The organism is Nocardia tengchongensis (genome assembly GCF_054781395.1).
In genome coordinates this window covers 123,506-140,583 of record NZ_BAAGUM010000005.1, presented here as the reverse complement: position 1 = coordinate 140,583, position 17,078 = coordinate 123,506, and the positions used below count along the sequence as shown (strand labels likewise).

General features: G+C 71.6%; 4 protein-coding genes. All 4 read right to left on the bottom strand.

Translation table 11 applies throughout. The annotated features are described in order from the left end of the window. Positions 1 to 5: 5 nt before the first annotated feature. The 4 genes from ACYVKL_RS09390 to ACYVKL_RS09375 all read right to left on the bottom strand — a co-directional run bounded on the left by ACYVKL_RS09390 (position 6) and on the right by ACYVKL_RS09375 (position 17,060). Positions 6 to 7,313 carry an amino acid adenylation domain-containing protein gene (locus ACYVKL_RS09390; protein WP_379168397.1) on the bottom strand — a complete coding sequence of 2,436 codons (7,308 nt, stop codon included), beginning with the start codon at positions 7,311 to 7,313 and terminating at the stop codon, positions 6 to 8. A 330-nt stretch (positions 7,314 to 7,643) separates the two neighbouring features. Further along, positions 7,644 to 14,969 carry an amino acid adenylation domain-containing protein gene (locus ACYVKL_RS09385; protein WP_379168394.1) on the bottom strand — a complete coding sequence of 2,442 codons (7,326 nt, stop codon included), beginning with the start codon at positions 14,967 to 14,969 and terminating at the stop codon, positions 7,644 to 7,646. Positions 14,970 to 15,180: 211 nt separating this feature from the next. Continuing rightward, the gene (locus ACYVKL_RS09380) at positions 15,181 to 16,161 is read right to left on the bottom strand and encodes a helix-turn-helix transcriptional regulator (RefSeq protein WP_379168392.1); all 981 of its coding nucleotides are present in this window, start codon (positions 16,159 to 16,161) and stop codon (positions 15,181 to 15,183) included. 59 nt (positions 16,162 to 16,220) lie between these two features. Continuing rightward, a complete protein-coding gene (locus tag ACYVKL_RS09375) occupies positions 16,221 to 17,060 on the bottom strand; it encodes a M23 family metallopeptidase (protein ID WP_213558089.1) in 840 nt (279 codons plus the stop codon). Between the last annotated feature and the right edge of the window lie 18 nt (positions 17,061 to 17,078).

The following is a 17,078-nucleotide window of genomic DNA, read 5'->3' as shown; positions in this document are numbered from 1 at the left end:
GCGCATCACACGCTACCGGCCCCGGGAAGAGCGATAACGGTGTGACCGGACCACTGCGCGGGCACCGGAAGGGCCTCTACCACGACGGCCCGCAGATCCTCCAGATCGGCGGGGTCGACCCGGCCCAGGCTGTCGCGTTCGGCGAACAGATGGGTTACCCACTCGTCGGCGAGCGTTCCCGCCAGATCGGCGCCCGCGGCCAGCACCATCGACGCGCCGACGCCACCGGCGGCGATCACCTCGAGCACCGCGAACGGATGGTCGACGGCGCCCGCCCGGAAGGTCCGGGATTCGAAGGTCAGCTCCGACTCCTGACGGACCCGGTTCACCAGGGCCGCCACCGCGTCGTAGCCGAGCGCGGTCCGGCCGGGCGCGGCGAAGGCGGTGTCGTCGCCGCGCAGCGCGCGGGTGCGGTGCGCGTAGGTGACCGGCCGGGCGGATTCGGCGGCGATCTCGGCGACCACGGCCGCATCGTCGAGGGCCAGCCAGTCGATGCCGGACATGGCCATCGGCGTGCCGGTGGTGAGACCGACCTTCATGTCCAGCCCAGCCGGGGGCAGCCGGTCGAGGGAGGCCAGTGGCACCACCGCGGCGCCCGCCTTGAGCACGGCCCAGGTGGCCACGGCGAGGTCGACGCCGCGATCCAGCCGCAGCCCCACGCCGGTGCCGGGACCGCAGCCGCGGCCGATGAGGACGCGGGCCAGCCGAGAGGAGCGGGCGTCGAGATCGCGGTAGGTGACCGACTCCTCGCCCCAGACCAGGGCCGGACCGTCCGGGTCGTCCTCGACGGTGAGCGAGAGCGACTGCGGCAGCGCGGCGCCGTGCGCGGTGGTGGCGACCACCGGTGCGGGCGCGGGCGCGGCCTGGACGCGGGGCCGTTCGGCGGCGTCGAGCAGGTCGATGTCGCCGACCGGCATGTGCGAGTCGGCGGTGACCGCGGCCAGTACGCGCAGCAGCCGGGCGCCGAGCACCTCGATGGTGGCCTCGTCGAAAAGGTCGGTGGCGTAGGAGAATACGACCGCCAGGTCGCCGGGGGTGCCGTCGGCGGCGGGCGGGTGCGCTTCGACGCCGATCTGCAGATCGAACTTGGCGGCGGTCAGGTCGGCGTCGACCCCGGAGACGGTCAGTCCCGGGAGCGCGAGTTCGGCGACCTCGTTGTTCTGCAGCGCCAGCACCACCTGCAGCAGCGGGCCCGCGCCGGGCGCGACCGCTTCCACCACCCGTTCGAAGGGCAGGTCGGCGTGCGCGAAGGCGGACAGGTCGGTTTCGCGGGCGGCGGCCACCAGGTCATCGAAGGAGGCGGCGGGATCCACGGCGGTGCGCAGGGTGAGGGTATTGACGAACATGCCGACCAGGCCGTCCAGCGCCCGCTCGCCGCGACCCGCCACCGCGGTGCCGACCACGATGTCGGAGTTCCCCGACACGCGGGCCAGCAGCACCGCGAGGGCCGCGTGCATCACCATGAACAGCGAGGCGTTGTGGCGCCGCGCGATGCGATTCAGTTCGGCGTGGATCTCGGCGGGCACCACGTAGTCGACCAGCGCGGCCGCCATGGACGGCGCGGCCGGGCGCGGGCGGTCCAGCGCCAGCGGCTGCCGGGTCGGCAGCTCGGCCAGCTGGTTCCGCCAGTACGCCAATTGCGCTGCGGCGATGGAGTTCTCGTCGGTGTCCGAGCCGATCATGGCGCGCTGCCAGAGCGCGAAGTCGGCGTACTGCACGGGCAGCGGCGCCCAGCCGGGCGTCTCGCCCTGGGCCCGCGACACGTAGGCGGTCATCAGGTCGCGGGCCAGCGGCGCGAAGGACGCGCCGTCGGCGGCGATGTGATGGGCCACCAGGATCAGCAGGTAGTCGTCGGGCGCGTCGCCGACGAGCAGGCTCAGGCGCACCGGAACTTCGTGCGCCACATCGAATCCGGTGGCGACCAGCTCGCGCACGCGCGCACCGATGTCGCGGGCGGGCGTCAGCGCGAGGCCGCCGGGCAGCGCGTCGGCGACCGAGAGCACCTCCTGGAACGGGGCGCCGCCCGGCTCGGATTCCGGGTAGCGGGTGCGCAGGATCTCGTGCCGGGTCAGCACGTCCTCGGCGGCGAGGATCAGCGCCGGGACGTCGAGTGCGCCGGTGAGGCGGATGACCATGGGGATGTTGTAGGCCGCGGACTCCGGGTCCAGCTGGTTGAGCACCCACATGCGCTGCTGCGCCAGCGACAGCGGCACCCGCGCGGGCCGCTCCCCCGCCACCAGCGCCGGTCGGGTGCCCGCCGCCGCGCCCGGCACGATGCGGGCGGCCAGGCCGGAAACCGTTGCGGTCTCGAAGAGTTCGCGCACCGAGACGGCGGCGCCGAGGGCCTCGTTGATCCGGGAGACGGCCCGGGTGGCGATCAGCGAATTGCCGCCCAGTTCGAAGAAGTCGTCGTCCGCGCCGACGCCGTCGACGCCGAGCAGGTCGGCGAAGACGCCCGCCACGATCTCCTCGATCGGGGTCGAGGGGGTGCGGAAACGCCGGGCCTGCACCTGCGGCGCGGGCAGTGCCCGGCGATCGAGTTTGCCGGAGGCGTTGAGCGGGAAGGACTCCATCACCGCGACGGCGGTCGGCACCATGTAGGCCGGAAGCAGCTGTGCGACAGCCGATCTCACCTCGCCGGGATCGACGGTGACGCCGGGTTCCCGGACCACGTAGCCGATCAGCTGATCGCCGAGGTTCGCATCGGATCGCACCACCACGACCGACTGCGCGACACCCGGCTGGGCCAGTAGCGCGGCCTCGATCTCACCGAGCTCGATGCGCAATCCGCGCAGCTTCACCTGGAAGTCGGTGCGGCCCAGGTATTCGACCTCCCCGTCAGCGGTCCACTTCACCAGGTCGCCGGTGCGGTACATGCGTTCGCCGTGACCGAACGGGTCGGCGACGAAGCGGTCGGCGGTGAGATCCGGACGGGCCACATAGCCGATGGCCAGCTGATCACCGGCCAGGTACAGCTCACCGGCGACGCCGGGCGCGACCGGCCGGAGTCGCGAATCCAGCACGTACAGGCGGGTATTGAAGACGGGACGACCGATCGGTACCGAGACCGTGTCGACGTCGGTAACCTCGTGGTAGCTGACGTCGACGGCGGCTTCGGTGGGACCGTACAGGTTGTGCAGCCGGGCGCCGGTCAGCTCGCGTAGTCGCTGCGCGGTGGGGGCGGGTAGCGCCTCGCCGGAGGCGAACACCTGGCGCAGCGTCGTGCCGTCGAAGGTGCCTTCGGCGCCGAGCGTGGACAGGAACATCGACAGCATCGAGGGCACGAAATGCGCTGTGGTGACGCCGTGTTCGGCGATCACCTCGGCCAGGTACACCGGGTCTCGATGCCCGTCCGGTTTGGCGACCACCAGGCGCGCGCCGGTCTGCAAGGGCCAGAAGAACTCCCACACCGACACGTCGAAGGTGGCCGGGGTCTTCTGCAGCACCACGTCGGCATAGCCGATCCGGTACTGCGCCTGCATCCAGACCAGGCGGTTGACGATGGCGTGGTGGCTCACCGCGACGCCCTTCGGCCGTCCGGTCGAGCCGGAGGTGAAGATGACGTAGGCGGGATGCGCGGGCCGCAGCGGCCGCGCCCGTTCGAACTCGGCGATGGGGTCGGCCGAGCGGGTCCGCGCGCGTTGCTCGGCCTCTTCGACCAGGACGGCGGGAATGCCGGTGCCGCCGCCGAAGCCGTCGGCCCGGGTGGTGAGCACCAGGCGCGGGCGGGCGGTGTCGAGAATGTGCGCGGTGCGGTCGAACGGCTGTTCCGGGTCCAGCGGCACGTACGCCGCACCCGCCTCGACGATGGCGTACATGGCCACCACGAGTTCGGTGGAGCGCCGGATGGACAGGGCGACAAGCGTTTCCGGTCCGATGCCGTAGTCGGCGACGAGCTGGCGGGCCAGCCGGCGCGCGCGCTGCGCGAGTTCGCGATAGGTGAGGCGCTCGCCTTCGAAGACCAGGGCCACGGCATCGGGGCTGCTCGCGACCTGCGCCTCGAACAGCGAGACCAGGGTCGGCGCGGTGCCGCGCGGCAGTCCCACGGTGGCGTCCACGTCGAAGTCGGTGGCATTCCAGTCGGTGAGGACGCGCCGCTGTTCGTCGGCGGACAGCAGGGCCAGGTCACCGACCGCGGCGCTCGGGTCCGCCCCGACCTGTTCGAGCACCGAGGCGAACCGGCGCGCGAAGGAGGCGATGGTGGCTTCGTCGAAAAGGTCCAGCGCATAGGAGAATTCGGCCGCCATGCCGGTGCCGTCGCCGCGCTCGTCGACGCGTTCCTGCACAGTGAGCTGCAGATCGAATTTGGCGAACGGCACCTCGAGGTCGGCCCCGGACACGGTGAGGCCGGGCAGCCGCAGATCGGTGGGCGGCAGGTTCTGGAACGACAGCATGACCTGGAACAGCGGATTGCGGGCCTGTGAGCGGGCCGGCGCGAGCAGGTCCACCAGGCGTTCGAAGGGCACGTCGGCGTGGCCGAAGGCGCGCACGTCGGATTCGCGGACCCGGCCCAGCAATTCGGCGAAGCCGAGCGCCGGGTCGACGTCGGTGCGCAGCACCAGGGTGTTGACGAACATGCCGATCAGATCGTCGAGCGCGGCGTCGCCGCGGCCCGCGACCGGGGTGCCGACGGCGATGTCGCGGGTGCCCGACAGCCGGGCCAGCAATACCGCCAGGGCCGCGTGCACGACCATGAAGGTGGTGCCGCCGCCGGCGCGCGCGAGCCGCCGGACGCCCGCGTACACGTCGTCGGCCAGCTCGAATCGGAAGGTGCCGCCGCGGTAGGACGCGACCGGCGGCCGCGGCCGATCCGAGGGCAGCACCAGTTCGTCGGGGAGCTCGGCCAAAGCGTCACGCCAGTACGCGATCTGCGCGGCCTGTGCGGAGTTCTCGTCGTCCTCCGCACCCAGGACCGCGCGCTGCCAGAGCGTGTAGTCGGCGTACTGGACGGGCAGCGGCTGCCACTGCGGCACGGCGCCGGCGCTGCGGGACACGTACGCGGTCACCAGGTCCCGGATCAGCGGGCCCATCGAGAAGCCGTCGGCGGCGATGTGGTGCACCACGCAGACCAGCACGTGTTCGGCGGGTCCGAGGCGCAGCACGCGCAGCCGGATCGGCGGTTGCGCGGTGACGTCGAAGCCGGCGCCGCCGAGTGCCATGACCCGCGCGGTCAGGCTGCTCGCGTCGATGTCGTCGACCGCGAGTTCGGGGACCGCGCGAGCATCGGTGAGCGGCAGCACCTGCTGGTAGCCCTCGCCGTCCACCTCGGGGTAGATGGTGCGCAGCACTTCGTGCCGTTCCACCAGGTCCCGGGCCGCGGCGCGGATGGCGTCGAGGTCCAGGCGGCCGGAGAGCCGCACCGCGAGCGGGACGTTGTCGACCGCGCTCGTGGCGTCGAACCGGTTGAGGAACCACATGCGCTGCTGCGCGTAGGACAGCGGCACCCGATCCGGTCGCGGGCCGGGAACCAGCGCGGGCGCGGCGCTTTCGAGCCCGTCCTCCAGCAGCCGGGCCAGCCCGGACACGCTGGAGGCGTCGAAGAGCACCCGGACCGGCACGCGCCGGTCCAGCGCGGTCCCGATCCGGGCGGCGGCCTGCGCGGCGAGCAGCGAATTGCCGCCGAGTTCGAAGAAGTCGTCGTCGGAGCCGACGCGCAGCGGTTCCGCGCCGGGCGGGGTGAGCAGTCCGGAGTAGACCTCGGCGATGGCGCGTTCGGCGGGGGTGGCCGGGGTCCGGAATTCGCGGACGGCGAACACCGGTTCCGGCAGGCGGGCGCGATCGACCTTGCCGACCGGGGTCAGCGGGATCTCGTCCAGCGGCATGATGGCGGCGGGAACCATGTAGGCGGGCAGTGATTCTCCCGCGAAGGCGGCCAGCGCCGCGACGTCCACGGTCCGGCCGGGGGCCGGCAGTACATAGGTGACCAGCGCGGCCGCTCCGGTCGGCAGGGTGGCGCCGAGGGTGACGGCGAAGTCCACGTCCGGGTGAGCGGTCACCGCGCTGTCGATCTCGCCGAGTTCGATGCGCAGGCCGCGGATCTTGACCTGGAAGTCGGTGCGGCCGTGGTGTTCGAAGTTCCCGTTCTCCAGGCGTTTCACCAGATCGCCGGTGCGGTAGAGGCGTTGGCCGGGCTCGCCGTAGGGGCTCGCGATGAAGCGTTCCGCGGTCTGGGTGGGCCGGTTCAGATAGCCCATGGCCAGGGCTTGACCCGCCAGGTACAGCTCGCCGACCACGCCGGGCGGGACCGGCCGGAGTCCGGCGTCCAGCACGTAGGCGCCGATGCCGGGGAGCAGCGATCCGATGTGGGTGCCGCCGCCGGGCGCGAGCGCGTCGGTGCTGGTGGCGATGGCGGTGACCTCGCTGGGCCCGTATTCGATGAAGAACTCGCGCTCGGCGGTGACCCAGCGGTCCACCAGGGCCGAGGGCACGCGTTCACCGCCGCACATGACCGCCCGAAGTTCCGGTGTCCCCGCCGGATCCAGCGATTCCAGCACGGCCGGGGTGATGCACAGGTGGGTGACTCGTTCGCGGCGCAGCAGGTCTGTCAGTTCGGGACCACCGATGACCTGCGGCGGCACCACCACCAGGGTCGCGCCCGCGGAGAACGCCCACAGCAGTTCGACGATGGAGAAGTCGAAGCTCGGGGTGATCAGATGGGTGAGGCGGGAATCCTCGGTGATCCCACGCTGTTCCCGGCGGCCGGCCAGCACCGCCAGGCCGGCGTGGTCGATGGCCACGCCCTTGGGTTTTCCGGTGGATCCGGAGGTGTAGATGACGTAGGCGAGGTGCTGTTCGGTCAGTGGCCGGGTGCGGTCGGCGTAGGAGATCGGGTGCGCGGGCCGGGCGGCGATGCGTTCGGCGCGGGCCGGGTCGTCGAGTTCGACCCAGTAGGCGTGGGTGCCGAGTCCGCGGCGATGGGCGGCCACGGTGACACCGAATTTCGCGCCGGAGTCGGTGAGCATGTGCTCGATCCGGTCGGCCGGGTACTTCGGGTCCACCGGCAGGTAGGCCGCGCCGGTTTTGACGATGGCCCACATGGCCAGCACCGATTCGACCGAGCGCGCGATGGCCATGGCGACCACGTCGCCGGGGCCGACGCCCAGGGCGATCAGTTCGCGGGCGACCTGGGAGGACTGCTCGTCGAGCTCCCGGTAGGTGAGCTCGACCAGGTCCGCTGGATCGCCGGTGGGGTTGTAGCTGACGGCGACGGCGTCGCCACCGGATTCGACCGCGGCGGTGAGCAATTGCCCCAGGAAAGGGCTGCCGGAGCGGCGGCGTCGGTTACCACGAGCTGTTCTGCGGGCAGTTTCCATCCGAGTTGTTCACCTCACAGATACAGCAATCCACACACGTCGAAGGTCTTCGACAGTCCGGGCCGGCAGCGCCTGCGCAGCCGGGCGAACCGGCACAGCATAGCCGCGCACGGCTGGTCCGACGGCTCGAACTGGAAGGACTATCGACGGTAGCGACACGGCGTTGCATGATGTGATCTGCGCCATAGCCATTCACGATGGCTACCGAAGCGCCGCCGGGAGGTGAATTCCGGTGGCGCCGACACGGTCCCGAGGGGACCGCTCTCCGCGGTGGCTACGCTGCCGCAATCGCGGCAGCATCACCCCCGCTACTCGGGTGACCCGACTTCGCTACTCCGGCAGCACCGCCACGGTCGCGGCCTGCGTCCACGGCTCGGCGGCCGTGGTCGGGGCGTCGAGCAGGACGGCCCGAAGGTCCTCGAGCGGGGTCGGATCCAGTTCGCCGAGGCGATCGGCGGCGGCGAAGACGTGGGTGACCCACTCGTCGGCGAGGGCGTCCGACAGTTCCGCGCCGGGCTCGGCGGGCACCAGCACCACCGATGCGCCGACCGCGCCCGCGGCCACCACCTCGACCATGGCCAGCGCCGAATCCGCGGCGCCGTGGTGGAAGGTGCGCGACTCGAAGGTGAGGTCCAGACCCCGCGCGCGGTCCACCGCGTGTGCCAGGTCGTCGTAGGTGATCGCCCCGTCCGCCGATACCCGGGCCAGGTCGTCGCCGCGCAGTGCGCGAATCCGGTTGGCGTAGGTGACCGGTCGCGCCGATTCGGCCGCGACCACGGCCGCGGTCTCGGGTTCGTCGAGCACCAGCCAGTCGATGCCGCGTACGCCTTCCGGTGCGGCGCCGACGGTGATGCCGACCTTCACGTCGTGCCCGGGCGTCTCGGCGGCGGCGAACGGGACCAGCATGGTGCCGGCCTTGAGCACCGCCCACACCGCGACCACCTGGTCCACGCCGCGGTCCAGGCGCAGCACCACGCCGGTGCCGGGGCCGCTGCCGCGGGCGATCAGCACTCGCGCCAGTCGTGAGGAGCGGGCGTCGAGTTCCTGGTAGGTGAGCGCGTCGTCGCCCCACACCAGCGCCGGGCCGTCCGGGTCGTCCTCGGCGGCGGTGGTGAGCAGCTGGGACAGGGCGGCGCCGCGGATGCCGATACCGGCCGGCTCCGGGGCGGGCCGCGAGAGTTCCTGCACCGCAACCGATTCGGTGGCGTCGAGCAGTTCGATGTCGCCGACCGCCAGCTGCGAGTCGGCGGCGACCGCGGTGAGCACCCGTTCGAGGGCGCGACCGAAGGACGCCATCGAGAATTCCTCGAACAGCTCGGTGTCGTAGTTCAGGATCACGGCCAGTTCACCGGCCGCGCCGTCCACACCGGGCCGCGGTTCCACGCTGATCTGCAGGTCGAATTTGGCCGTGGCCAGGTCGGTTTCGACCGCGGCGACGGTGAGGGCCGGCAGTTCCAGCACCGGCGTCTCGGTGTTCTGCAGCGAAAGCACCACCTGCAGTAGCGGATTCGCGGTGGTGCGGGCGGCGAGTTCGGAGACCCGCTCGAACGGGATGTCGGCGTGCGCGAAGGCCGACAGGTCTGTCTCACGAGCGCGTTCGACCAGTTCGTCGAACGGTGCGGCCGGGTCGACCGCGGTGCGCAGGGTGAGGGTGTTGACGAACATGCCGACCAGATCGTCGAGCGCGCGTTCGCCGCGGCCCGCGACCGCGGTGCCGAGCACGATGTCGGTGCTGCCCGACAGCCGCGACAGCCAGGCCGCCACCGCCGCGTGCACCACCATGAACAGCGACGCGTTGTGCCTGCGCGCCAGGCGATTCAGGCCCGTGTGCACCTGCGGCGACAGCGTGAAGTCGAGCAGCGCGCCGCGCATGGACGCCACCGCGGGGCGCGGCCGGTCCAGCGGCAGCATCGGGCGATCCGGCAGTCCGGCCAGCTGGTCGCGCCAGTACCCGATCTGTGCCGCGGCCGCCGACTCGGCGTCGCCCTCGACGCCCAGCGCCGCGCGCTGCCACACCGCGTAGTCGGCGTACTGCACCGCGAGCGGCTGCCACGCCGGGGCCTCGCCCGCGGCGTGCGCCAGGTAGGCGGTCATCAGGTCGCGGGCCAGCGGGGCCATGGACGCGCCGTCGGCGGCGATGTGGTGGGCCACCAGGACCAGCAGGTAATCGTCCGGGTCGTCGCCGGTGATCAGGCGGACCCGGACCGGAACCTGCTGGGCCACATCGAATCCGGTGCCAACCAGGGCGCCGATCCGGCCGCCGATGTCAGCGGCCCGCTCCACCTCGAGACCGTGCGGCAGCACGTCGGCGACCGAGCGGATCTCCTGGTGGGCGGGTGCGCCCGGAGCCGTCTCCGGGTAGCGGGTGCGCAGCACCTCGTGGCGGGTCAGCACGTCCTCGACGGCGTGCCGCAGCGCGGGCACGTCGAGGGATCCGGTGAGCCGGATGACCATGGGGATGTTGTAGACCGGGGAATCCGGGTCGAGCTGGTTGAGCACCCACATGCGCTGCTGCGCCAGCGACAGCGGGACGCGGGCGGGCCGCTCCCCCGCCACCAGCGGCGGCCGCGCGCCGGTGCCGGCGCCCGGCACGATGCGGGCGGCGAGTCCGGAAACCGTTGCGGTCTCGAAGATCTCGCGCACGGCCACGGTGGTGTCGAGTGCGGCGTTGATCCGTGCGACGGCGCGGGTGGCGATCAGCGAGTTGCCGCCGAGTTCGAAGAAGTCGTCGTCGGCGCCCACCCGGTCGGTGCCGAGCAGCTCGCCGAACACGCCGGCCACGATCTCCTCGATCGGGGTCGAGGGCGCGCGGAAGCTCTTGGCCTCGAACACCGGGGCCGGGAGCGCCTTGCGGTCCAGCTTGCCCGAGGCATTGAGCGGGAACTCCGCGAGCACCACGATGGCGCTGGGCACCATGTAGGCCGGAAGTGACCGGGCCAGGCCGGCTTTCAGCTCCTCGGGGGTGGCATCCGCGCTGACCGCGTAGCCGACCAGCTGGTCACCGGTGTGCGCGTCGGCGCGCACCACGACCACCGACTGCGTGACACCCGGCTGCGCCAGCAGCGCGGCCTCGATCTCGCCCAGTTCGATGCGCAGACCGCGCAGCTTCACCTGGAAGTCGGTGCGGCCCAGGTATTCCAGTTCACCGTCGGCGTTCCACTTCACGAGATCGCCGGTGCGGTAGAGGCGTTCGCCGGAACCGAAGGGATCGGCGACGAAGCGGTCCGCGGTCAGGTCCGGGCGCTCGACGTAGCCGCGCGCCAGCTGCACACCGGCCAGGTACAGGTCGCCCGCGACGCCGACCGGGACCGGGTTGAGGCGGGAATCCAGCACGTAGACACGGGTATTGAAGACCGGACGACCGATCGGCATCGACACCGTGTCGGCGTCGACGGCCTCGTGGTAGGTGACGTCGACCGCGGCCTCGGTGGGTCCGTACAGGTTGTGCAGGCGGGCGCCGGTCAGCTCGCGCAGCTGCCGCGCGGTGGGCGCGGGCAGCGCCTCACCGGAGGCGAACACCTGACGCAGACCGCGACCCGCGTGCGCCAGTTCGCTGTCGTTGTCCAGGGTGGCCACGAACGCCGACAGCATGGACGGCACGAAATGCGCGGTGGTGATGCGCTGTTCGGCGATGATCTGCGCCAGGTACACCGGATCCCGGTGGCCGTCCGGCTTGGCGACCACCAGACGCGCACCGGTCTGCAAGGGCCAGAAGAACTCCCACACCGACACGTCGAAGGTGGCCGGAGTCTTCTGCAGCACCGCGTCGTCGGCGGTGAGCGCGTACTCGTGCTGCATCCACACCAGGCGGTTCACGATCGCGCCGTGCTCGACGGCCACACCCTTGGGGCGACCGGTCGAGCCGGAGGTGAAGATGACGTAGGCGGCGTGGCCGGGTCGCAGCGGCCGGATGCGCTCGGCGTCGGTGATCGGGCCGCCGCTGTGCGCCCGCGCCGTCGCCTCGGCCCGTTCGACGGCAAGGGTCACCATATTCCGTGTGCCGGGCTCGAATTCGTCGGCCGCGGCAGTGAGCAGCAGTCGCGGCCGGGCGGTGTCGAGGATGTGGCCGATACGGTCGGCGGGCTGGTCGGGGTCCAGCGGCACGTATGCCGCACCGGTCTGCAGCACCGCGTACATGGCCACGACCAGTTCGGTGGAGCGCCGCAGGGCAAGGGCCACCAGCGTTTCCGGTCCGGCGCCCTCGGCGATGAGCAGCCGCGCGAGCCGGTTGGATCGCTTGGCCAGCTGCCGGTAGGTGAGCGTCTCGTCCGCGAAGACCAGTGCGACGGCGTCGGGAGTGGCCGCGACCTGGGCGGCGAAGCGCGAAACCAGGGTCGCCGCAGCGCCTTCGGGCAGTGTCGCGGCCACGTCGAAGGCGGTGGCGTTCCAGTCGTTCAGCACCCGCTGCCGCTCGCCGGCGGAGAAGAGCGCGAGGTCGCCGACCGGCGCGGCCGGGTCGGCGGTCACCGCGGCCAGCACCCGCTGGAAGCGGGCGGCCAGCTCGGCGACGGTGGCGGCGTCGAAAAGGTCCATGGCGTAGGAGAATTCGGCGGCCATGCCGGTCGCGTCGCCCTGCTCGTCGTGCGATTCCTGCAGGGTGAGCTGCAGATCGAACTTGGCGAACGGGATCTCCAGGTCCGCACCGGCCACCGTGAGACCGGGCAGTTCCAGGCGGGTGGGGGCCATGTTCTGGAAGGTCAGCATGACCTGGAACAGCGGGTTGCGGGCCTGCGAGCGGGCCGGGTCGAGCAGTTCCACCAGGCGCTCGAAGGGCACGTCGGCGTGGCCGAAGGCACGCACGTCCTGCTCGCGCACCGTGGCCACCAGGTCGGTGAAGGACGCGGCGGGGTCGATGTCGCTGCGCAGCACCAGGGTGTTGACGAACATGCCGATCAGGTCGTCGAGTTCGGCTTCGCCGCGCCCGGCGACCGGGGTGCCGATGGCGATGTCGCGGGTGCCGGACAGCCGGGCCAGCAGGACGGCCAGCGCGGTGTGCACCACCATGAACAGGGTGGTGTTGTGCGTCTCGGCGAATCGCCGGGCGGCCGTGTAGATCTCGTCGTCGAGGCGGAAGGCGTGGTTGCCGCCGCGGTAGGAGGCGACGGCCGGGCGCGGGCGGTCCCACGGCAGCACCAGTTCGTCGGGCAGGTCCGCGAGGGTGTCGCGCCAGTAGGCGATCTGGCGGGCCAGCGGCGAGTCCGGATCGTCCTCGCTGCCCAGCGCCGCGCGCTGCCACACCGCGTAATCGGCGTACTGCACCGGCAGCGGGGCCCACTGCGGCGCGGCGCCGTTCATCCGCTGTGCGTAGGCGGTGACCAGGTCGCGGGCCAGCACGCCGATCGAGACACCGTCGGCGGCAATGTGATAGATCGCGGCGACCAGCACGTGCTCGTCGGGCGCGAGCCGCAGCAGGCGCAGGCGCAGCGGCGGCGCGGCGGTGACGTCGAAGCCCGCGCCGACCACCTCGGCCACGGCGGTCGCGATGTCGGCGGCGGCGATGTCGGTGACCGGCAGTTCGGGCAGCGCGCGCGGATCCGCGGCGGGCAGCACCAGCTGGAAGCCTTCGCCGTCCACCTCGGGGTAGATGGTGCGCAGCACTTCGTGGCGGGCGACCAGGTCCGCGGCGGCGGCGCGCATGGCGTCCACGTCGAGCGTGCCGGTGAGCCGGACGGCCAGCGGCATATTGTCGACCGCGCTGCCGGGGTCGAAGCGGTTGAGGAACCACATGCGCTGCTGTGCGAAGGACAGCGGCACCCGGTCCGGGCGGGGCAGCGAGCCCAGCGCGGGACCGGTGGCGGCGGGGGCGGCCACACCGTCGAGGTGCGCGGCGAGTCCGGCGACGGTCGCGCCGTCGAACAGTACGTGCACCGGAACGCGCACGCCCAGTGCGGCGCCGATGCGCGCGGCGGCCTGGGCGGCCAGCAGCGAGTTGCCGCCGAGTTCGAAGAAGTCGTCGTCCGCACCGACCCGAGCGTCCGGGTTGTCCGGAATCAGCAAGGCGGCGAACACTTCCGCGATGATTTCCTCGGCGCGGGTCGTCGGGGCGCGGAACGCCCGGGCCGCGAACACGGGCTCCGGCAGCGCATTCCGGTCCAGCTTGCCGACCGGGGTCAGCGGGATCTCGTCCAGCACCACCAGCGCGGTGGGCACCATGTAGGCGGGCAGCGACGCGCCGACATGCTCGGCCAACGCCGCGGTGTCGAGGGTCGCGCCCGGGCGGGGCAGCACATAGGAGACCAGCGCGGTCGCGCCCGACGGCAGCGTCTTGCCCAGGGTCGCAGCGAAATCCACGTCCGGGTGCGCGCTCAGCGCATTGTCGATCTCGCCGAGTTCGATGCGCAGGCCGCGGATCTTGACCTGGAAGTCGGATCGGCCGAGGTATTCGATGACACCCGGCTGCTCGGAGTCGGCGGAGTTGCGGCGCACCAGGTCGCCGGTGCGGTACAGCCGCGCTCCCGGCGTCTCGGCGGCCTCGCCGAACGGGCTGGCCACGAAGCGTTCCGAGGTCAGGCCGGGTCGGCCCTTATATCCCTGTGCCAGTGCGGGACCCGACAGGTACAGCTCGCCGATCACGCCGTCCGGCACCGGGCGCAGCCGCGAATCCAGCACGTACGCACCGACACCCGCGATGGCGGTGCCGATGGTGATGGGCTCGCCGGGCAACAGCGGGGCGCTGGAGGTGGCGAGGATGGTGGCCTCGGTGGGGCCGTAGCCGTTGTAGAAGGAGCGCTCACCGGTGGCCCAGCGCGACACCAGTTCCGGACCGAATTTGTCGCCGGCGACCACCACGGTGGTCAGTTCGGTCAGCCCGGACGGATCCACCGACTCCAGCGCGCCCGGCGTGATCAGCACGTGGGTGACGGCCTCGCGGCCCAGCAGTTCGGCCAGTTCCACGCCACCGAAGACACCGGCGGGCGCGATGACGAGGGTCGCGCCGGCGGTGAAGGTGAGCAGCAGTTCCAGCACCGAGACGTCGAAGCTCGGCGAACAGACGTGCAGCACTCGGGCGTCCGCGGTGACGCCGTAGTGCTCACGTTCGGCGGCCACCAGCCCGGCCAGGCCGGTGTGGGTGACCACCACGCCCTTGGGCTTGCCGGTGGAACCGGAGGTGTAGATGACGTAGGCCGGGTGCTGTTCGGTGAGCGTGCCGGACCGGTCGGCGTAGGAAATGGGGTGGTCGGGGTGCGTGGCGACGCGCTGCGCCTGCGCCGGATCGTCGAGTTCGATCCAGGTGGCGGCGGTGCCGAGCGCGGCGCGGTACTCCCGGGTGGTGAGGCCCAGGACCGCGCCGGAGTCGGTGAGCAGGTGTTCGATGCGGTCGGCCGGATAGGCGGGGTCGACGGGCACGTAGGCGGCGCCGGTCTTGGCGATGGCCCAGACCGACAGCACGGACTCGATGGAGCGGGTGATGCCGATGGCGACCATGTCGCCCGGGCCGATGCCGCGGGCGATCAGCTCGCGCGCCAGCTGCGAGGACCGGGCGTCGAGGTCGCGGTAACTGATTTCGCGCTGGTCGGCGGGATCGCCGGTCGGGTTGAACCGGATGGCGACGGCGTCACCCGCGGATTCGACCGCCGCGGTGAGCAACTGTCCGAAAAGTGGGCTGCCGGACCGACGCCGACGAGTACCGCGAGCTGTACGACGGACAGTATCCATACGTGTGCATTCACCTCTCGGGTTGGTCTTTTCCGCAGCCGAAGACACTCGGCGGACCCACGAAAACTGACGTCTGTTCCCGGGACGTCAAAAGGTCAAGCGGATGCGGTCAATCATATCGATGCTCGCGAAGTGCCCCGAGCAGCCATGCATGATGAATATCGCTGACCAGCGACAAGTGTTGCTATGAGGTGACTTGCGCCACAGACCGCTACAGCCAGCCGCGGCGTGTCGCCTGCACACCGGCCTGGAATCGGGTGCTCGCGCCGAGTCGTTCGAGCAGACTCGCGGTGCGGCGCACCACCGTTCGGCGCGACAGGCCCAGCCGGCGCGCGATGGTGTCGTCGGTGGCGCCCATGCTCATCAGGGTGAGGATGGCTTTGTCGCGATCGTCGAGCGCCTCGGCCGGATTCACCGAGATCGGCGTGGCGGTCAGCCACAACGCGTCGAACGTCTTGACCAGCAGGTCCAGGGTGGGTGAGGGACCGACCCGCACGCCCATGGGGTCGCCGCGGCGTTCGTCGGTGTGCAGTACCAGCACGGCGCGGCGGTCGTCGGCGACGATCAGTTTCATCGGCGGGTCGGCGAGCGTACGGGCCTGCGCGCCAACCGCATTGGTGGCCAGCACGTGGCGCAGCCGCTCCGGGTCCTGGTAGATGGTCTCCTGGTACAGGGTCCGGTAGTCGATGCCGGCGGCGATGCGCGAGGTCTTGAGCTCGAACATCCGCTCCTCGGTCTCCACATCGGAGAGGAACGGGCCGCGTTCCACCACTTTCACGTTGGTGTGCGCGGTGTGCTGCAGGTCCTCGAAGTCGGCCAGCAGCTGGCGGCGCTCGTAGACGGCGACCACGGCGCCGTCGGCGTCGGTGGTCCGGCGCACCGAGCGGAAGGTCTCACCCAGGCGGGCGGCGGCCGACTGCATGCGCAGCATGTCCTGATTGCGGCGGCGAGTCTCGGCCTCCGACAAGGCTTCCGGCGCGTGTGCGTCGAAACGCACCACACCCTTGCCGTCGGTGAGCCGCACCACGGCCTCGAGCTGGCACAGCGCTTCCAGCGCCGACTCGGCCACCCGCGGCGGCACGGTCAGTCGCTCGGCGACCTCGAGCGCGGTCGAACGCGGGTGTTGCACGAGCAGCGCGTAGGAGCGGCCGTGCACGGAGGCAGGGTCGAAGAGTTCGTCCAGTGTCGTCACCGCACCCACCGGCACGCGCCGGTCCGGGAATCGCCCGGTCGCCGGGGACGGTGAACGATCTACTGGTCCGGTCCCCACTGCTGCTGCATGAGAACGCCCTTGCTGGCTAGCCATGGCAGCGGATCCATCTTGTTGTCGGCGGCGTCCCAGATCTCGAGGTGCAGATGGGGACCGGTGGAGTTGCCGCGGTTGCCCACGGAGGCGATGACATCGCCGGTGTTCACGCGCTGGCCGACATTGACGTACATGTCGTTGACGTGGCCGTAGACCGCGGTGGTGCCGTCGTCCTGCTTGACGCGCACCCAGAGGCCGAAGCCCGAGGCCGGGCCGGCGTCGATGACCGTGCCGCCCATCACCGAGTGGATGGGGGTGCCGATCGGGTCGGCGAAGTCGATGCCGTAATGCATTGCGCCCCAGCGCATGCCGAAGCCGGAGGAGAGCTGGCCGTCGACCGGCTTCACCACGCCCGGGGCGGGGGCCAGCTGCTGCTGGAGGTTCTTGAGGGTCTGCTCGGCCTGCGCGAGCGGCGCGGAGATCTCCGGCGGCAGGTTCTGCAGGCCGAAGGGGGCCGGGTTCGGCGCAGGGGCCGCGACCGGGACCTCGGGGGCGGCCTCGGCGATGGGGGCCGCGATCTCCTTGGCCTGCTTCAGCTCGGTGGAGTCGGCCATGGGGACGACGTCCTCGCCGATGGCGGCGGTCTTCTCGTCGTGCGTGGGGAGCAGCGGGGCGGCGTGCGCGAGGGCGGGGACCAGCTGGGTCGCGGTGCCGATCAGGGCGCCCGCGGCGACGGCCACACCCGCGGCGTTCTTCACGCGGTCGCCGGTGGAGGACTCGGCCCGGTGCCGCCTGCGCGAGGTGGTGCCAGTGCGGACAGCACCGGAATCACCAAGCAAATCCATGACAGTTACGGAGTTCGC